Below are 17,891 nucleotides of genomic sequence, written 5' to 3'. Positions count from 1 at the left end.
CTATCTAACTTCGTTCACCACGTTGACCGGTGTTTCTCCGTCGCGGATACGACGGCAGTTCTCGACCGCCTCGGTGAGATAACGCCGCATGGTGTCCACGGTGTACCACGTCACGTGCGGGGTGAGGACGACGTTGTCCAGCTCCAGCAGCGGGTGGCCGGCCGGTAGCGGCTCGGTGTCGAAGACGTCGAGACCGGCAGCGCCGAGCCGCCCGGTCTTGAGTGATTCGATGAGTGCGGATTCGTCGATGATCGGTCCCCGGGCGGTGTTCACCACGACCGCGCCGGGTTTCATCGACGCCAGGGCCTCGGAGCTCAGCAGCCCGCGGGACGCATCGGTCAGCGGCAGGTGTAGGGAGACGATGTCGCTGGTGGCCAACAGATCAGACAGGCTGCGCCAGCGGGGATGGCCGGTGTCGCGGGTGGTGGTGTGCAGTACGTGGGCTCCCATCGCCGTCACGATCTGCTCGACCCGATGTGCGACGTTGCCGTAGCCGACGAGCCCCACGGTGCAGCCGCCGATGTCGCGGACCGTCTCGCCCAGGCTGGGATCGGACGGCCAGCCACGGCCGGCTCTGGTGGCACGGTCGAGCTCGGGTAGCCTCCGCAGCGCTGCCAGCATCAACAGCACTGTGCCCTCGGCCACCGAAGCAGCGTTGGCGCCGGGCATGTTGGCCACCAGGATGCCCAGCCGGGTCGCGGTGTCCACGTCGACCGTGTTCACGCCAGCGCCCATCTTGTGCACGAGGCGCAGCCGCAGCGCACGGTGCAGGTCGTCACCGGTGACCGGACGTAGCACGTGCCAGAGCACCTCGGTCTCCGGCAGTTCGCGGTAGAAGGTCACGTCGTCGTCCTCGGCGCAGAACCGGACATCCAGCCAGTCCTTTTGCGGGGCAAGGAAGTCCAGCACCTTATCGCCGGGGACGAAATGCGCGAGGACCCGCATCCGGGCCGGGCTCACCGCCATCGCTTGGCAATCCATCGTGCGATGGTGTCCGCCTGCTCGCTGCGGGCGCCCGGGGTGGTGAAGTAGTGGTCGGTGTCGATCGAGCAGCGGGTCTTGTCCGTTCCTGCCAGCGCGTCATAAATGCGTTGTGCGTCAGACGGATACACGCCGGTGTCCTGGTCGGCGTTGATCACCAACGCCGGGCAGGTGATCCGGGCAAGGTGGGGTTCGGCCCTGGTCTGGGCGTGGCGCAGGCTCCACATGCCGATCCAGTTGCGCAGGGTGGTGGCCGCGGCGATGCCCCGTGCCGAGCGATTGGCCCTGGCCGGGATACCCGCGTAACAGAGATTCGCCTGCCGGTGAGTGGGCTCGATCGCCGGATCGACCATGCGAGGGTCGGCCCACGTACGCATGACCGTGAACGGCCGGTCCGAAAAACCGGCTGCCTGAACGCGTTTGAGCTCCCGCTCGGCCCAGTCGGTGATGGCATCGTTGCGGGCCACCTGTGCGGCGCGGTACCGTGACACGAAATCCGCTGAGTACGGCGGTCCGTTGTGCTCATCGAACAGGTCGAGTTCAGGATCGCAAGCAACCGCGTCGTTCTCGTCGACCACCGAGGCATCCATCCAGGCGGTGAGCACATCCGGACGTCCCGGATGTGCAGCGCTGGCCACGTACCCGTCAGCGCGGGGCAGGTCGGCGAGTCCGGCGGCCGGCCGCATACCTTCCAGCGGTGTGATGTGCCGATCCACGGCCTGGGCCTGATAGGCGGCCATCAATGACCCGCCTCCGGAATTACCCAGCAACACAACGGTTTCGATGCCTTGGACTTCGCGCAACCACCGCACGCCCACGCCGATGTCGACGAGCGCGTGGTCGAGCATGAAGCTGCTCTCGAATCCCCGGAAACGGGTGTTCCAGCCCAGGAAACCGATGCCTCTGGTGGCCATGTAGTCGGCGATATAGTGCTCGGAGAAGTCGATTTGGTAGTGCGTGGCGATCATCGCCACCCGCGGCTTGCGGCCCACCCCGCGGTAATAGATGCCCTGGCACGGGTGGCCGCCCGCGCCGGCCCGACGGGCGGACGGTGATTCCACCCCGACGAATTCCCGGATGACGCCCGCGGCCGCCGACGCCCCCGATGTTCTGCTCATGTGCGCGGAGTCCCCTCGTGGTAGATGGTCCGGTAGAACACGTTGGCCAGGGTGGTGATGCAGGCCTCGTCGTCGACGTCGGCGGCGTTGCCGCCGGACAGCTGGGTGTAGCAGAACTGGTTGAGCATCGACACCAGGGCGACTGCGGTCAACTCGGGATCGTCACCGGGGCAGAAGCCCTGCCGCTGCGCATGTTTGATCATCTCGGTGACCAAAGATATGGGTAGCTCGCAGATTTCGGCCCAGTATTGCGCGAAGTCGTCGTTGATCATTGCCAGTTGGGACACGCTGATAATCTCGGCCAGCCTGTGCCGGTAGGTCATCCAGTGTGCCGATACCGCCTGATAGGACCGTTCCCACTTGGACAAACCGGGTTCGGCGACCGCCTTGGTGCGCTCGCGGGCTTCGTCGCGGAAGCGCAGCGCCCACTCACGGACCATCGCTTCCTTGGAGTCGTAATAGTTGTAGAACGACGCGGTCGAGCGGCCGGCCTCGGCGGAGATGTCGGCGATCGTCGCGGCCAGGATGCCCTTACGCGCGATCACCGAGCGGGCGGCCGCGTCGATGGCGGCCTGGGTCTGCCGCCCGCGAGCGGTCGGCAGCTGGTCACGGGGGCTGACGGTCACCGAACTCCCTGAGCATTGATCGAAGCTGAACCTGATGTTAGATTCAGATCCGGAGCGGCGCCAGCTTTCGGCGCGTTCGCATCGAAGGAGTCTCGACGTGATCAAGCCCAACAATCCCAATTCCGAATTCGAGTTCGGCGGAATCAACCATGTCGCCCTGGTGTGTTCGGACATGGAACGCACCGTCGACTTCTACAGCAATGTGCTCGGCATGCCTTTGATCAAGTCACTGGACCTTCCCGGCGGCATGGGGCAGCACTTTTTCTTCGACGCCGGCAACGGCGACTGCATCGCGTTCTTCTGGTTCCGCGACGCCCCGGACGGAGTTCCGGGGGTGTCCGCCCCGGCTGCCATTCCTGGGATCGGTGAGATCGTCAGCGCCACCGGGTCGCTCAACCACATCGCGCTTCACGTGCCGGCCGAGAAGTTCGACGAATACCGGCAGAAGCTCAAGGCCAAGGGTGTACGCGTGGGGCCCGTGCTGAACCACGACGAAAGCGAGGCGCAGGTCTCGGCGACGGTGCATCCCGGGGTCTACGTGCGCTCGTTCTACTTCTTCGACCCCGACGGCATCACCCTGGAATTCGCATGCTGGACCAAAGAATTCACTGACGAGGACGTCCATGCGACGCCGAAGACCGCGGCGGATCGAAGGCCGCCCGCCGATCAGCCTCCGTTGGTGGCTTCGACGAAGTAACCCGTCCGGAGTCGGTCATACCGCCATCATGCGCCGTCAACGGTGATGCGGGATTGGATATCTTCGTCGCGGGTCGATTGAGTCAGCAGTCGCAGCGCATCCGCCGAACTCGAACCCTCCGCGGTCGTCACGACACACAGCGACTGCTCGACGTCGCGGGCGAGGGTCAGGTTCTGCATGGTCACAGTGAGCGGTCCGGCCAGCGGATGGTGCAGGTCATAGGAGTCGGCCTCGCACGGCTTCACCCGGTGGTCAGCCCACAGCGACACGAATTCCGTGCTCTTGACCGACAATTCACCGATCAGCGCGGATAGCAGCGCGTCCTCGGGGTGCCTGCCCGCCACCAGGCGAAGACTGCCCACCACAGCCCTGGCTTTGCGGTGCCAGTCCAGGTAGAGGTCGCGGGTGTGCGGATCGAGAAACACTAGACGGGCCAAGTTGGGCCGGGTCGCGGGATTGTCCACCGACGTGGAATCCAAATGGCCGGCCAGCAGGGCATGACCCAGCTCATTCCAGGCCAGCACATCGGTGCGACGGCCGAGCACCAGTGCCGGCAGGTGGTCCAGCGAGCGCAACAGGTCGCGGGTCAACGTGCTGACGCGTTCGACAGGAGGCCGGCGAGGTGGCTGCGCACGCTGAGAAGCCAGTTGCCGCAGATGCGCGTGCTCATGACTGTCCAACTGGAGTGCCCGCGCGAGCGCGTCGAGGATCGCCTCGGAAGCATTCTCCGACTGTCCCTGTTCCAGCCGCGTGTAGTAGGACACGCTGACCCCGGCGAGCTGGGCGACCTCCTCCCGCCGCAGGCCCACCACTCGTCGTCGCTCGCCATACCGGGACAGCCCCACATCCTCCGGATGCAGCCGCCCGCGCCGGGCCCGCAGGAATTCGCCGAGTTGTTCGGTGGTCATCACCCCACTATGCCTCTGAGCTGACGGGCCGTGGGTATCCCTGCCAGGGGTAGGCACAGTGGTGACTGGTTGACTGATCGTCGCGCCGCCAGGCTTGGCGTCATGAACGAAATCGTGTTGGGTGACGTCACGGTCACCCGGGTCATGGAGTATTACGGCTCCGTCCGGATGTCGCCGGCAGAGTTCTTCCCGGAGAGCCCCGACGGCGCATGGCGGCGCAATGAGCATTGGCTGGCACCGGATTTCTACGATCCAGCAGCCGATACCTGTGTATCGGCCATCCAGACCTGGCTGCTGCGCAGCGAAGGCAGGACAATCCTGATCGACACCGGCGTGGGCAATCACAAGGAACGGCCGCACACACCGGTTTGGCACCGGCTAGACACCGACTTCCTTGGCAACCTCGCCAAAGCCGGGGTGGCGCCCGAAGACGTCGACCTGGTGATCAACACGCATCTGCACGTGGATCACGTCGGCTGGAACACCTACCTGGACGACGGGGATTGGGTGCCGACCTTCTCCAACGCCACCTACCTGATCCCGCGCGCTGACTTCGAATTCTGGGATCCCGACACTGGTGCTCACTCAAACCCCGGTCAGCGGAACGTGTTTGAGGACAGCGTCGCGCCGGTGCGCCTAGCTGGTCAAACCGTGTTGTGGGACAGCACCTTCCAGGTCGACGCCAACCTGAAACTGGAACTCGCCCCCGGACACACCCCTGGTTCTTCCGTGGTGAGGCTGGAGTCCGGCACCGACCGCGCCGTATTCGTCGGCGATATGTTGCACACCGCAATGCAATTCGTCGAACCCGACACCAACAGTTGCTTCTGCGAAGACCCCATCCGGGCGCGGGCTACGCGCCGCCGGATTCTGGGCCAGGCGGCAGACACGAACACGCTGGTGTTTCCCGCCCATCTCGGTGGCCACGGCGGTGCCGAGGTGGCGCGGGACGGCGCCCGGTTCGCCATCAAGGAATGGGCGCCCTTTGAGCGGGTGACTCATGTCTGATCCGGTGATCAGCACCGCCGCCGGTGCGGTCCGCGGGCAGGCCGACGCTGTCGCGCGGGCATTCTTCGGCATTCCGTATGCTGCGCCGCCCACGGGTGCAGCCCGATTCGGCGCACCCGTGCCACATCAACCGTGGACCGGCGTCCGCGATGCCACTCGGCCGGGACCGACTGCGCCTCAACCCAACCGGGGCGGATTCGGCGCACTGGACATGGCGCCGTTCTTCGGCCCCGGTTGGATTCCCGGCGCGGATTATCTGACGGTGAATGTGTGGACCCCGCCGGACGCAGTGGACCGACCGGTCATGGTCTTCGTGCACGGCGGCGGTTTTGTCGCCGGGTCCACGCTGTCACCACTCTACGACGGCACAGCATTCGCCCGCGACGGCGTGGTTTTGGTGACCGTGAACTACAGGTTGGGCGTCGCAGGATTTCTCAGCCTGCCCGGCGCACCGGACAACCGTGGTCTGCTCGACGTCGTCGCCGCGCTGCGCTGGGTGCGCGACAACATCGGCGCGTTCGGCGGTGATCCCCGCAATGTCACGCTGTTCGGCCAGTCCGCCGGCGCGACGATCACCGGTGCGGTTGCGGCCAGGCCCGACGCCAGACAGCTGATGCGGCGTGCAATCGTGCAGAGCGGCAACGGCATGGGTGCGTTCGACCGAGAGCAAGCCGCGACGGTGACTCACGCGGCTGCCGAACGACTCGGCATCGAGCCCACTCTTGACGACTTCGCACAGGTGCCTGACAAGCGGCTGGTCGAGGTTTCAGGCCAGCTGGCCCGCCTGAACCTGCGGACCGCCAGCCGGTTCGATCCGCTGGTGGGGCTCAGCCCGTTCAGCATCGTGCTCGATCGCCAACCCGCAGAGACCATCGCCGGCGAGGTGTCCATGCTGATCGGAACCAACACCGAGGAAGGCAATCTGTACCTGGCTCCCGGCGGCTTGCTCGACACCTCGACCGCCGAGGACATCCATGACCTGGCAGCTCGCATCGACACCGACCCGGTGGCATTGGTGGCTCGTTACCGCGAGCAGCACCCGGGGGCGGGATGGGGTGAGTTGCGCTCGGCGATCCTTGGTGACGCATTGTTCCGAACCGGCAGTGCGCGGCTTGCCGAGGCGCACGCGCAGCACAGCATGGCGCCTACGCACCTCTACGAGTTCAATTGGCGCTCAGCTGCATTGGACGACCAACTGGGAGCGGCGCACGCGATCGAGCTGCCCTTCGTGTTCGATCGGCTTGACCTGGACGTACTGCGCGGTCCCCGCGCGCTGCTCGGTCCCGGCGAACCCCCGGCCGCGTTGGCCGCCGAGATGCACGGTGCTTGGATCCGCTATGCCAAAACCGGTGATCCCGGTTGGTCCCAGAAGGTGATGTACCGGTTCACCGGCTGATGGCGCGCCGAGATTGCGCTGAGGGACAAGAACCGCGAGAAATCTGTCCCTGACTTCAATGTCGGCGATCTGGCCGGTCATGGCCGGCCGCCGTCAGTCTCGATGCGGCTGACCGGCCAGGGCGTCGAGCATCAGCCGCAGCTGGTCGACGAGTTGTTCCGGGCTGAGCCTGACCTCGCCGGCGAGCCATGCACTGAGGGTGTGGGTCACCCCGCCGACCGCGAAATAAGCTCTGGCCCTTAGTGTGTCGTCTTCCTTCAGCTGCAGCGTGTCTCCGGCGTGCTGACCGAGCAGGGCCGCGAAGAATCCGATGCCCGCGACACGCTTGCGGGCCAGCACCTCGTTGGACAGCTTGGTGCTGAAAAGAAGCCGGCCGATCCTGGGATCCTCGTCGATGATGCGCACGATGTTGGTCATGCCGGCCGTGGTCTGTTGCGACACGGGTACGGCCGCGACGGCGGCCTGGGTCGAGACGGCGATGTCGGCGATCACCCAGTCATAGACCTCGGCGATGAACTGATCCTTGTCGGCGAAGCTTTCGTAGAAGTAGCGCGCTGCCAGCCCGGCGTGCTGGCAGACGGCGCGCACCGTCAGCTCGGCGTTCTCCGAACCCAGCAGGTCCAGCCCGGCCGTCAACAGCAGATCGCGGCGATGCGCCAGGCGATCGGCCGCTTCGATGCCACGGTAGGGGCGGACCGGCGTCACTCACCCATCTTGACACCCGTCAGGCTGAGGAGCCAGTATCAGGAAACACACGTTCGCAGTTTTCTGATAGGGGTGGCCATGACGGTCAGCGAACCGATCCCGCACGTCGAGCGCGCGATGGGCGAGTCGCCAGACCCGCGCAGCCTGGTGAAACGGCGCAAGCGGGCTGCGAGCATCGACGACGGCCTGATGGGCGTCGCTCTCCTCGCCGGCCCTGCGAACGTCATCATGCAACTGGCGCGGCCCGGCGTGGGCTACGGCGTTCTGGAGAGCCGGGTCGAGAGCGGCCGCGTCGACCTGCACCCGATCAAGCGGGCCCGCACCACCTTCACGTACCTCGCGGTGGCGACCCGCGGGGACGAGCGCCAGAAGTCGGCATACCGGCGCGCGGTCAACAAGGCGCATGCGCAGGTTTACTCCACCGACGAGAGTCCGGTGAAGTACAACGCGTTCGACAAGGATCTACAGATGTGGGTTGCCGCTTGCCTGTACAAGGGCGGAGTCGACGTGTATCGGATGTTCGTCGGCGAGATGGATGACGAAACCGCGGACGAGCACTACGCGGAAGGCATGTGGTTGGGCACCACACTGCAAGTGCCGGAGGAGATGTGGCCGGCCGACCGGGCCGCGTTCGACAAGTACTGGCAGGACAGTCTCGACAACGTGCACATCGACGACACCGTGCGGGAATACCTTTACCCCATCGCGGTCGGCCGTCTGCGCGGCGTGAAGCTGCCCGGGCCGCTGCAGCGGTGGTCGGAAGGCGTTGCCGGCTTGATCACCACGGGCTTTCTGCCACAGCGGTTCCGTGACGAGATGCGGCTGCCCTGGGACCCGCAACGTCAGAAGCGGTTCGACCGGCTGATCGCCGTGCTGCGCACGGTCAACAATCTGTCGCCGTCGGTCCTGCGGCAGTTCCCGTTCAACGTGCTGCTCAAGGACCTGGACTGGCGGATCCGCACCGGGCGCCCGTTGGTGTAAGGAGCCCGAAGCGGGTCAGTTGCGCTCCGGCCTGATATGGCGCACGGTACTGAACCGGCCGAAGTCCCGATCGAGAGTCACTACGTCGCAATGATGTTCGAGGGCGATCGCCGCGAGCACTGCATCGGGGATCAGATCGCCGGATGCATCGGCTTCGTCGCAGAGTTTGTGTAGGAGCGCAAGATGCCGCGGGCCGGGGGCAACCGGCACGTGGTGTGGTTGACCGTTGACCGCTTCGATGAACGAGAACGCATCGTCGCAGGGTGTGGGGACGGTGAAGATTCGCCGATTGGTCACCAAGCGCAGGAACGACGCCCACACCTGTACTGGGACGGTGAACGGCTCGTCACCATCGAGCACACGATCGAACCACGGGCGTACGGCGACGTGATCAGGGTGGTCTGCGCGGTATGCGGCGAGTACGACATTGACGTCCAGTAGGAACATCGCGTTCCTTATTTGAGGGCGTTGAGGTCGAGACCTTCGTCGAGGGCCTCGTGGAGTGCGCGAGCTGACCGTAGGTCAATGCCTGGGCGCGGTCCGGTGCCGCCAGTGAATACGGGAACCGTTGGACGCGGCGCTTCGTCGCGATCGGTGGCCAATTCTCGGCGCAGAGCATCCTCGATCACTGAACCGACTGTCTGCCCCCGTTGCTGCGCGCGCCGCTTCGCGGCGGCAAGCAACTCGTCGGCGATCGAAACCGTGGTGCGCATGATGTCGATCTTAATGCATCACACGCATCACACCGGTGGCTTGTCAGTTTCCCGGCGTACCCTCGCGGCCGTGCGTAAAGATAATGACACCTGGGACATCACCACGAGCGTCGGTCAGACAGCGCTATTCGTAGCCGCTTCAAGAGCTTTGGAGGCGCGCAAGCCCGAACCCCTGGCGGTTGACCCGTACGCCGAGGTGTTCTGTCGGGCCGCAGGCAAGGAATGGGCCGACGCGATTGACGGATCGGATCCCGACCATCCGCTGCGGACCGAGTTCGGCGAGGAATTCGTGAACTTCCAAGGTGCCCGCACCAGGTACTTCGACGCGTACTTCAACCGGGCCGCGGCTGCCGGTGTGCGCCAGATCGTGCTGTTGGCCGCCGGCCTCGACTCGCGGGCATATCGGTTGCCATGGCGGGCCGGCACCGTTGTCTACGAACTGGACCAGCCCAGGGTGCTGGAGTTCAAACGCGAGACCATGGATCGACTCGGCGTGGCCCCAACCGCTGAGCGTCGCGAGGTCGCCATCGACCTGCGTGAAGACTGGGTTGAAGCACTGCGAGCAAACGGATTCGACCCGTCAGAACCCTCGGCGTGGATCGCCGAGGGTCTGTTGATCTATTTGCCGGCCTCAGCACAGGAACGGTTGTTTGCCGGCATCGACGGGCTGGCGGCCCGCGGCAGCTTCGTGGCGGTAGAAGAAGCCCGCCCAATGCCCGCCGAGGCCTTCGAAGCCAAGCGGGCGGAAGCGATGGACTCCGGTGAGGAGAACGCGTTTTTCACGCTCGTATACAACGAGCAGCATGCCCCGGCTGAGCACTGGTTTTCTGGGCGCGGGTGGCAAGCGGTGACTACGCCGCTGCCGGATTACTTGGGTGAGGTCGGCCGTGCGGTGCCGAGTCCGGAATCCGAAGCAGGGCTGATGACCGGCACTATCAGCTTGGTTACCGCCACGAAGACGTGAGCGGGCTCACCTTTCGGCGGCAGTACGTGCATCTCGACACTTAGCTTATGCGATGCTAACTTCAGCAAAAGTTAGCTTAGCCATACATAAGGGAGAGAAACGGGGGCTTAGTCGCTCCTGTGCACGCATATGGGTAGTGACACGCTCGCGGCTCCGCATCAGGGAGCGCCCCGGCTTGACCGTGATGTGGTCAGTCGTTTTGCCACATGTTGTCGTGCGCTTGGCCTGACGGTCAACGACCGGCAACGGCCGGCTGATCTCGTTGCCGCCAGATCTGGCTTTGCTGGATTGACGCGCATCGCGCACGACCACTGCGACACCTGGATCGGACTGGCCGCCGCGGGCGACACGTCTGGCCCGGTCATCGACTCGGTGTGGCGGACCGTCGGCAGTGCCGGCCTGTTGCAGCGTGAGATCGACTTGGCTGCCGGAGACCTCGGCTTCCTCTATGACACCGGGCTGTACCTGCAATTCCGCGCCACAGAGCCCGACGACTTCCAACTCGCCTATGCCGCAAGGCGTTACGAAGCGGGCGAGTTGGCACACGCCGACGAATTGGTCAGCGAGGTGCTGGCGCGCAGGCCGGGGTGGCTCAACGCGAAATGGCTGCGGGTCGCGATCAACTACCGTGCCCAGCGCTGGTCGGATGTGGTCCGGCTACTGACGCCGATCGTCACCGACGAGGCCCTGGACCAGGTCATCACGCATGCTGCGCGGGTCACCCTTGGCATATCCCTGGCCCGGCTCGGCATGTTCGCGCCTGCACTGTCGTATCTGGAGGACCCGTCCGGACCGATCGGGGTTGCCGCGGTCGACGGTGCACTGGCCAAGGCGCTGACCCTGCGCGGCCAGGGCGAGATCGAGGACGCCGCCGACGTCCTGCAGGAACTCTTTGCCGCTCACCCGGAGAACGCCCAGGTGGAAGAGGCGCTGTCGGATCCGACGTTCGGGCTGCTCACCACCACGTCCGCGCGTATCGAGGCCAGGACCGACCCGTGGAATCCCGAAACCGAACCGTCGGAGTCGGATTTCGTCGATCCCGGCGCCAAGGAACGCAAGGCGCACCTGCTCATCGAGGCCGAAGCCGAACTGGCCGAGTTCATCGGCCTGGAAGAAGTGAAGTACCAGGTCGCTCGGCTGAAAAGCTCAGTGGCGATGTCGATCCGGCGTCAGGACCGCGGGTTGACCGTCGCCCAGCGCACCAACCACCTGGTGTTCGCGGGCCCGCCCGGTACCGGTAAGACCACGATCGCTCGCGTCGTCGCGAAGATCTACTGCGGATTGGGACTTCTCAAGAAGGAGACGGTCCGCGAGGTGCACCGCGCCGATCTCATCGGCCAGCACATCGGCGAGACCGAAGCCAAGACCAACGCCATCATCGACAGCGCACTCGACGGCGTGCTGTTCCTCGACGAGGCGTATGCGCTGGTGTCCACCGGCGCCAAGAACGACTTCGGCCTTGTCGCCATCGACACCCTGCTGGCCCGGATGGAGAACGATCGCGACCGCCTCGTGGTGATCGTCGCGGGTTACCGCAAGGACCTCGACATGTTCCTGGACACCAATGAGGGTCTGCGGTCACGTTTTACGCGCAGCATCGACTTTCCGTCGTACTCGTCGTCCGAGCTCGTCGAGATCGCCGAGCGGATGGCCGAAAAGCGCGACAGCGTGTTCGAACCTGCCGCCCACGAGGACATGGAGAAGCTGTTCGGCCACCTCGCCGAGGCCACCATGCCCGATGCGAACGGCGTGCCGCGCCGCAGCCTCGACATCGCCGGTAACGGCCGCTTTGTCCGCAACTTGGTCGAGCGCTCTGAGGAGGAGCGCGAATACCGCCTCGATCATTCCGATTCCGAGGACTTCACCGACGAGGAGATGATGACGATCACCGCCGGTGACGTACGTAGTTCCGCTGCCCCGCTGCTGCGTGGCCTTGGTCTGACGGTGCCCGCATGACCGGCCCGACCCAGCCAGAGGATCGCCGCTCATTCGCGTCGCGTACCCCGACGAACGAGAACCCCGATCAGGTGCAGTACCGCCGCGGTTTCGTCACCCGCCACCAGGTGACCGGCTGGCGATTCATCATGCGCCGCATCGCCTCTGGCGTCGCACTGCACGACACCCGCATGCTGGTCGACCCGCTGCGCACCCAGAGTCGTGCGGTGTTGACCGGCGCGCTGATCCTCATCACCGGCCTCATCGGTTGCTTCTTGTTCTCCCTGTTCCGCCCGGGCGGAACGGCGGGCAACGACGCGATCCTCGCCGACCGGTCGACCGCTGCTCTGTATGTCCGGGTGGGGGAGCAGGTGCATCCGGTGCTGAACCTCACCTCGGCACGCCTGATCGCCGGTAAGGCGGACAACCCGTCGACGGTGAAAACCAGTGAGATCGACAAGTTCCCGCGCGGCAACCTTCTTGGCATCCCAGGCGCCCCGGAGCGGATGGTCCAGAGCGCTGCCGGCGACGCGGACTGGACGGTGTGCGACGCGGTCTCCGGTGCCAACGTCGGCGTGACCGTCATCGCCGGTCCGACCGGGACCGGAAATGAACGCGCGTTGCCGCTGGCGTCCGATCAGGCCGTACTCGTGCACAACAGCGCCGGACCCAACCCGGGTGACTGGCTGCTGTGGGACGGCAAGCGCAGCCCGATCGATCTGGCCAACCGCGCCGTCACGGATGCTCTCGGTCTCGGCGCCCAGATCCCGGCACCGCGACCCGTCGCGGCCGGACTGTTCAACGCGATTCCCGAGGCGCCCGCCCTGACTGCCCCGGCGATCGCCGAAGCCGGTGCGCCACCGCGCTTCCAGCTGTCGACGCCGGCGCCTGTGGGTGCGGTCGTCGCGGCCTACGAGGCCGACAACACGGCCCGCTACTACACGGTGCTGTCCGACGGTCTGCAGCCGATCTCGCCGGTGCTGGCCTCGATCCTGCGCAACACCAATTCCCATGGGCTGGCCCAGCCACCGCAACTCGGCGCCGACGAGGTGGCCAGGACCCCGGTTTCGCATGCGATCGACACCGCCGCTTATCCGGCCGACCCGGTCAGCCTGGTGGAGACATCGACTGCGCCGGTCACCTGTGCCCAGTGGATCAAACCCGCCGGAGCCACCGAGAGTCGGCTGGCGGTGCTTTCCGGTGCGGCGCTGCCGCTTCCGGAGAACCTGCGCACCGTCGATCTGGTCGGAGCCGGCAGCAACGGCACCGCCAATCGAGTCGCACTGACCCCGGGCACCGGCTACTTCGTGCAGACCGTCGGGGCCGAACCCGGATCGCCGACCGCAGGCTCGCTGTTCTGGGTGAGCGACACCGGTGTCCGCTATGGCATCGACACCGCAGGTGACGACAAAGTGGTTGCGGCCCTTGGCCTTACCTCGCCTGCCCTGCCCATACCGTGGTCGATGCTGACGCAGTTTGCGGCCGGCCCGACCCTGTCCCGAGGTGACGCACTGGTTGCGCATGACGCGCTGTCGCCCGATTCGAACTCTGCGCGCCTGGAGGCCACGACCCGATGAGCCGGCTGATCTTCGAGCACCAGCGTCGCCTGGCGCCGCCGTCAACCCGCAAGGGCACCATTACCATCGAACCGCCGCCGCAGTTGCAGCGGATGGTGCCGCCGTCGTTGCTGCGCCGGGTGCTGCCGTACCTGATCGTCATCCTGATCGTGGGCATGATCGTGGCACTGTTCGCCACCGGGATGCGGATGATCTCGCCGACCATGCTGTTCTTCCCGTTCGTGCTGCTGCTGGCCGCCACCGCGCTGTATCGCGGCACGGACAACAAGATGCGCACCGAAGAGGTCGACGCTGAGCGTGCCGACTACCTGCGGTATCTGTCGGTGGTCCGGGACAACGTCCGCGCTCACGCGGCCGAACAGCGGGCTGCGCTCGAGTGGTCGCATCCGGCGCCCGAGCTGCTCGCCGCCATTCCCGGCACCCGCAGGCAGTGGGAACGCGATCCGCGCGACCGTGACTTCCTGGTGCTGCGCGCAGGCCTGCATGACACGCCGTTGGACGCAGCGCTGAAAGTCAAAGACACCGCCGACGAGATCGATCTGGAGCCGGTGTCGCACAGCACCCTGCGCGGCCTGCTCGATGTCCAGCGCACGGTGCGGGACGCGCCCACAGGTATCGACGTCGCCAAGCTCGCCCGCATCACCGTCATCGGTGAGGCCGACGAGGTGCGCGACGCACTCCGCGCTTGGATCACCCAGGCCGTCACGTGGCACGACCCCACCATGCTGGGTGTGGCGCTGGCCGCGCCAGACATCGACTCCGACGACTGGTCCTGGCTGAAATGGCTTCCACACGTAGATGTTCCAAACGAGGCCGACGGGGTTGGCCCGGCCAGGTACCTGACCACGAACGTCGCCGAACTGCGTGAGCGGCTGACGCCTGCGCTGGCGGACCGGCCGCCGTTCCCGGGCGAGACCGACCAGGCCGCCAAGCATCTGCTGGTGGTGCTCGACGATCCCGACGCCGATCCCGACGACATCGCACGTAAGCCCGGCCTGGCCGGGGTGACCGTGATTCACCGGTCGGCGACGCTGCCCAACCGCGAGCAGTACCCGGACCCCGAGCGGCCCATCCTGCGGGTGACCGACGGCAGGATCGAGCGCTGGCAGAGCAATGGGTGGCAGCCCTACATCGACCATGCCGACGCGATCTCGGCGGCAGAGGCCCGCCATATCGCGCGGCGGCTGTCGCGCTGGGATTCCAACCCCGGTTACGTGCGGTCCAGTTCGACCGGCGGTGCGACCTTCAGCACCCTGCTCGACATTCCCGACGCGTCGGCGCTTGACGTGGCGAGTTTGTGGGCGCCACGTAACCGCGACGAGGAACTGCGGGTGCCGATCGGTATCACCGCCACCGGAGAGCCGCTCTACTTCGACCTCAAGGATGAAGCCGAAGGCGGCATGGGGCCGCACGGCCTGATGATCGGCATGACAGGTTCGGGTAAATCCCAGACCCTGATGTCAATCCTGTTGTCCCTGTTGACCACTCATTCCGCCGAGCGGCTGATCGTGATCTACGCCGACTTCAAGGGTGAGGCGGGGGCGGACATCTTCCGCAACTTCCCGCAGGTCGTGGCGGTCATCTCGAACATGGCCGAGAAGCGGTCGCTGGCCGACCGGTTCGCCGACACCCTTCGAGGCGAGGTGGCCCGCCGCGAGCAGCTCCTCAAGGAGGCCGGCCGCCGTTTGCAGGGCAGCGCCTTCAACTCGGTGACCGAGTACGAAGCGGCGATCGCCGCCGGGCACGACCTCCCGCCGATGCCGACGCTGTTCGTGGTCGCCGACGAGTTCACGCTGATGCTCGCCGACCACCCGGAGTACGCCGACCTGTTCGATTACGTTGCGCGCAAGGGTCGCTCGTTCCGGATCCACATCCTGTTCGCCTCGCAGACGCTGGACGTGGGCAGGATCAAGGACATCGACAAGAACACGTCGTACCGGATCGGCCTGAAGGTGGCCAGCCCGAGCATCTCCCGTCAGATCATCGGCGTCGAAGACGCCTACCACATCGAATCCGGTCGGGATCACAAGGGCGAGGGCTTCCTGGTGCCTGCGCCGGGTGCGATGCCGATCAAGTTCCGCAGCACCTACGTCGACGGCATCTATGACCCGCCGCGCGCCGAGAAATCCATTGTGGTGCGGGCACTTCCGCAGCCGCAGTTGTTCACGGCGTCGCGGGTGGAGCCGGAACCCGACACCGTGATCGCCACCAACGGGGTGGAGGTCGATGTGCTGCCGCCGCGCAAGCTGATCACCACGATCGGCGATCAGCTGGCCTCCTACGGGCCGCGGGCACCGAAGTTGTGGTTGCCTCCACTGGAGGAAGCCATTCCGCTGGTCGACGTGCTGGCGCGCACCGAGGTGGAGCCCGGTCAATTGCGTTGGCCCTTGGGCGAAATCGACAAGCCGTTCGAGATGCGCCGGGATGCGCTGGTGTTCGACGCCAACTCGGCGGCGGCCAACGTGCTGATTCACGGCGGCCCGCGGTCGGGTAAATCGACTGCCCTGCAGACGTTCATCCTGTCGGCCGCGGCCCTGCACTCACCGCGCGAGGTGACCTTCTACTGCCTGGATTACGGCGGTGGCAAGCTGGCCCATCTCGGCGACCTGGCCCACGTCGGTAGCGTCGCCACCCCGCTGGAACCCGAGCGGATCCGCCGCACCTTCGGTGAGTTGGAGCAGCTTCTGCGGGCCCGTCAGCAGCAGGGCGCGGTGAACCGTCAGAGCAGCGGTTACAGCGACGGCTACGGCAACGTTTTTTTGGTCATCGACAACCTCTACGCCTTCAGCCGCGACAACACCGACACGTTCAACACGCGTAATCCGTTGCTGGCCAAGGTCACCGAGCTGGCCAACAGCGGTATGGCATACGGCATCCATATCGTCATCACCACGCCCAACTGGCTGGAGGTGCCGCTGGCGATGCGGGACGGGCTCGGGCTGCGGCTGGAACTCAAGCTGCACGATTCGCACGACAGCATCGTGCGTGTGGTGGGTGCACTGCGCCGGCCGGCCGACTCGGTGCCCGCCGACCAACCGGGCCGTGGCCTGACCATGGCCGCCGAGCACTTCTTGTTCGCCGCGCCGGCGCTCACTGACATCGCCGTCATCAACTCCCGCTACCCCGGGGTCAGCGCACCGCCGGTCCGCCTGTTGCCCACCGACCTCGCGCCGTCCGCCCTGGCACCGCTGTATCTGGCACCGGAGACGGTCATCATCGGACAGCGCGAAGAAGATCTGTCACCGGTTGCCATCGACTTCGCGGAGCACCCGCTGCTCACCGTTTTCGGTGATTCGAAGTCGGGCAAGACAACCTTGCTGCGCCACATCATCCGCACCATCCGGGAGAACTCGCGGCCCGATGAGGTCGCGTTCACGGTGATCGACCGACGCCTGCATCTGGTCGACGAACCGCTGTTCGCCGACAACGAGTACACGGCGAACATCGACCGTGTGCTGCCCGCGATGCTCGGTCTGTCGGCGCTCATCGAGAAACGCCGTCCGCCGGCCGGTTTGAGCCCGGAAGAATTACGAGGCTGGAAATACCAGTCAGGCCACACCCATTACCTGATCATCGACGACGTGGACCAGATTCCCGACGGCCCGGCGGTCAGCGGGCCCTTCGTCGGGCAGCGACCGTGGACCAACATCGTCGGCCTGCTGTCCGAGGCGTCCGATCTCGGACTGCGGGTGGTCGTCACAGCGCGGGCCACCGGATCGGCGCACGCGGTGATGACGGCGCCGCTGCTGCGTCGCCTCAACGATCTGCAGGCGACCACGCTGATGCTGTCCGGAAATCCCGCCGACAGCGGCAAGATTCGTGGCCACCGGTTCGCGCGGTTCCCCGCCGGGCGCGGCATGTTGCTCAGCGACGGCGACCTGCCCGAGTTCGTCCAACTAGTCAACCCACTCGGCGCCGACGCGGCGCTGTCCAGTTACAACGGGACCCACAAATCAGGAGAGGAATACCGATGACACTGCGCGTAGTCCCCGAAGGATTGACCGCGGCCAGTTCGGCTGTCGAGGCGTTGACCGCGCGGCTGGCCGCCGCCCACGCCGCGGCCGCACCGATGGTCTCGACCGTCGTTCCGCCTGCCGCCGACGCGGTTTCGCTGCAGACCGCCACCGGCTTCAGCGCTCACGGTGCCCAGCATTCGACGGTGGCGGCACTGGGTGTCGAGGAACTCGGCCGCTCCGGCGTCGGCGTAGGCGAGTCCGGCGCCAGCTACGCGACCGGTGACGCGATGGCTGCCCAGTCATACCTGATCGCGCGCGGCTTCTGA

The 17,891-nt window shown here is 66.0% G+C and carries 16 protein-coding genes; 9 read left to right on the top strand and 7 right to left on the bottom strand.

Annotation, left to right across the window (positions count from 1 at the left end):
- From ABQF30_RS15215 to ABQF30_RS15205, 3 genes are read right to left on the bottom strand one after another with little or no spacing between them, the layout of a single operon-like run.
- A complete protein-coding gene (locus ABQF30_RS15215; RefSeq protein WP_448465112.1) occupies positions 1–981 on the bottom strand; it encodes a 2-hydroxyacid dehydrogenase in 981 nt (326 codons plus the stop codon).
- Positions 957–2,099 (bottom strand): alpha/beta hydrolase, encoded by a 1,143-nt coding sequence (locus tag ABQF30_RS15210; RefSeq protein WP_448465110.1) that lies wholly within the window; start codon positions 2,097–2,099, stop codon positions 957–959. The genes ABQF30_RS15215 and ABQF30_RS15210 overlap by 25 nt, the downstream gene beginning before the upstream one ends.
- The gene (locus ABQF30_RS15205; RefSeq protein ID WP_448465108.1) at positions 2,096–2,725 is read right to left on the bottom strand and encodes a TetR/AcrR family transcriptional regulator; all 630 of its coding nucleotides are present in this window, start codon (positions 2,723–2,725) and stop codon (positions 2,096–2,098) included. Before ABQF30_RS15205 ends, ABQF30_RS15210 begins: the two co-directional genes overlap by 4 nt.
- Positions 2,726–2,822: 97 nt before the next feature.
- Between ABQF30_RS15205 and ABQF30_RS15200 the strand changes: the two genes are divergently transcribed.
- A complete protein-coding gene (locus ABQF30_RS15200; protein ID WP_448465106.1) occupies positions 2,823–3,422 on the top strand; it encodes a VOC family protein in 600 nt (199 codons plus the stop codon).
- A gap of 26 nt (positions 3,423–3,448) precedes the next feature.
- Here the strand turns inward: ABQF30_RS15200 and ABQF30_RS15195 are convergent, their stop codons facing one another.
- Positions 3,449–4,330 carry a helix-turn-helix transcriptional regulator gene (locus ABQF30_RS15195; RefSeq protein WP_448465104.1) on the bottom strand — a complete coding sequence of 294 codons (882 nt, stop codon included), beginning with the start codon at positions 4,328–4,330 and terminating at the stop codon, positions 3,449–3,451.
- A gap of 102 nt (positions 4,331–4,432) precedes the next feature.
- Between ABQF30_RS15195 and ABQF30_RS15190 the strand changes: the two genes are divergently transcribed.
- Positions 4,433–5,338: an MBL fold metallo-hydrolase gene (locus ABQF30_RS15190; RefSeq protein WP_448465102.1), complete on the top strand. Its 906-nt coding sequence runs from the start codon at positions 4,433–4,435 to the stop codon at positions 5,336–5,338.
- Positions 5,331–6,734, top strand: a complete 1,404-nt coding sequence (locus ABQF30_RS15185) for a carboxylesterase/lipase family protein (protein ID WP_448465100.1) — start codon at positions 5,331–5,333, stop codon at positions 6,732–6,734. Before ABQF30_RS15190 ends, ABQF30_RS15185 begins: the two co-directional genes overlap by 8 nt.
- 93 nt (positions 6,735–6,827) lie before the next feature.
- Here ABQF30_RS15185 and ABQF30_RS15180 read toward each other — a convergent pair whose 3' ends face one another.
- Complete coding sequence (locus ABQF30_RS15180; protein WP_448465098.1) at positions 6,828–7,439, bottom strand: TetR/AcrR family transcriptional regulator; 612 nt, start codon at positions 7,437–7,439, stop codon at positions 6,828–6,830.
- A 78-nt stretch (positions 7,440–7,517) separates the two neighbouring features.
- On the opposite strand from ABQF30_RS15180, the gene ABQF30_RS15175 reads away from it, so the two are divergent.
- Positions 7,518–8,420, top strand: coding sequence for an oxygenase MpaB family protein (locus ABQF30_RS15175; protein ID WP_448465096.1), 903 nt, complete (start codon positions 7,518–7,520; stop codon positions 8,418–8,420).
- A 15-nt stretch (positions 8,421–8,435) separates the two neighbouring features.
- Here ABQF30_RS15175 and ABQF30_RS15170 read toward each other — a convergent pair whose 3' ends face one another.
- Together ABQF30_RS15170 and ABQF30_RS15165 are read right to left on the bottom strand one after the other, a co-directional pair.
- Complete coding sequence (locus tag ABQF30_RS15170; RefSeq protein WP_448465094.1) at positions 8,436–8,867, bottom strand: type II toxin-antitoxin system VapC family toxin; 432 nt, start codon at positions 8,865–8,867, stop codon at positions 8,436–8,438.
- Between the two features lie 8 nt (positions 8,868–8,875).
- Positions 8,876–9,133: a ribbon-helix-helix protein, CopG family gene (locus ABQF30_RS15165; RefSeq protein ID WP_448465092.1), complete on the bottom strand. Its 258-nt coding sequence runs from the start codon at positions 9,131–9,133 to the stop codon at positions 8,876–8,878.
- Positions 9,134–9,203: 70 nt separating this feature from the next.
- Here ABQF30_RS15165 and ABQF30_RS15160 point away from each other — a divergent pair, with 70 nt between their 5' ends.
- From ABQF30_RS15160 to ABQF30_RS15140, 5 genes are all read left to right on the top strand, one after another.
- Positions 9,204–10,097 (top strand): class I SAM-dependent methyltransferase, encoded by an 894-nt coding sequence (locus tag ABQF30_RS15160; RefSeq protein WP_448465090.1) that lies wholly within the window; start codon positions 9,204–9,206, stop codon positions 10,095–10,097.
- Positions 10,098–10,283: 186 nt separating this feature from the next.
- A complete protein-coding gene (gene eccA / locus ABQF30_RS15155; protein ID WP_448465864.1) occupies positions 10,284–12,053 on the top strand; it encodes a type VII secretion AAA-ATPase EccA in 1,770 nt (589 codons plus the stop codon).
- A complete protein-coding gene (gene eccB / locus ABQF30_RS15150; protein WP_448465088.1) occupies positions 12,050–13,609 on the top strand; it encodes a type VII secretion protein EccB in 1,560 nt (519 codons plus the stop codon). The genes eccA and eccB overlap by 4 nt, the downstream gene beginning before the upstream one ends.
- Entirely contained in the window at positions 13,606–17,583 is a 3,978-nt protein-coding gene (gene eccCa / locus ABQF30_RS15145; RefSeq protein WP_448465085.1) for a type VII secretion protein EccCa, read from the top strand. The genes eccB and eccCa overlap by 4 nt, the downstream gene beginning before the upstream one ends.
- Positions 17,580–17,891 carry a PE family protein gene (locus tag ABQF30_RS15140; protein ID WP_448465083.1) on the top strand — a complete coding sequence of 104 codons (312 nt, stop codon included), beginning with the start codon at positions 17,580–17,582 and terminating at the stop codon, positions 17,889–17,891. The genes eccCa and ABQF30_RS15140 overlap by 4 nt, the downstream gene beginning before the upstream one ends.

Source organism: Mycolicibacterium sp. XJ870 (genome assembly GCF_053483975.1).
The sequence above is the reverse complement of the archived record's forward strand: the minus strand, read 5'-3'. Positions and strand labels throughout refer to the sequence as shown.

Excerpts from the sequence above, each read along its gene's own strand:
- ABQF30_RS15215 (WP_448465112.1), bottom strand. The coding sequence starts at position 981 with ATGGATTGCCAAGCGATGGCGGTGAGCCCGGCCCGGATGCGGGTCCTC.
- ABQF30_RS15210 (WP_448465110.1), bottom strand. The coding sequence starts at position 2,099 with ATGAGCAGAACATCGGGGGCGTCGGCGGCCGCGGGCGTCATCCGGGAA.
- ABQF30_RS15195 (WP_448465104.1), bottom strand. The coding sequence starts at position 4,330 with ATGACCACCGAACAACTCGGCGAATTCCTGCGGGCCCGGCGCGGGCGG.
- ABQF30_RS15190 (WP_448465102.1), top strand. The coding sequence starts at position 4,433 with ATGAACGAAATCGTGTTGGGTGACGTCACGGTCACCCGGGTCATGGAG.
- ABQF30_RS15185 (WP_448465100.1), top strand. The coding sequence starts at position 5,331 with ATGTCTGATCCGGTGATCAGCACCGCCGCCGGTGCGGTCCGCGGGCAG.
- ABQF30_RS15175 (WP_448465096.1), top strand. The coding sequence starts at position 7,518 with ATGACGGTCAGCGAACCGATCCCGCACGTCGAGCGCGCGATGGGCGAG.
- ABQF30_RS15170 (WP_448465094.1), bottom strand. The coding sequence starts at position 8,867 with ATGTTCCTACTGGACGTCAATGTCGTACTCGCCGCATACCGCGCAGAC.
- ABQF30_RS15165 (WP_448465092.1), bottom strand. The coding sequence starts at position 9,133 with ATGCGCACCACGGTTTCGATCGCCGACGAGTTGCTTGCCGCCGCGAAG.
- eccB (WP_448465088.1), top strand. The coding sequence starts at position 12,050 with ATGACCGGCCCGACCCAGCCAGAGGATCGCCGCTCATTCGCGTCGCGT.
- eccCa (WP_448465085.1), top strand. The coding sequence starts at position 13,606 with ATGAGCCGGCTGATCTTCGAGCACCAGCGTCGCCTGGCGCCGCCGTCA.
- ABQF30_RS15140 (WP_448465083.1), top strand. The coding sequence starts at position 17,580 with ATGACACTGCGCGTAGTCCCCGAAGGATTGACCGCGGCCAGTTCGGCT.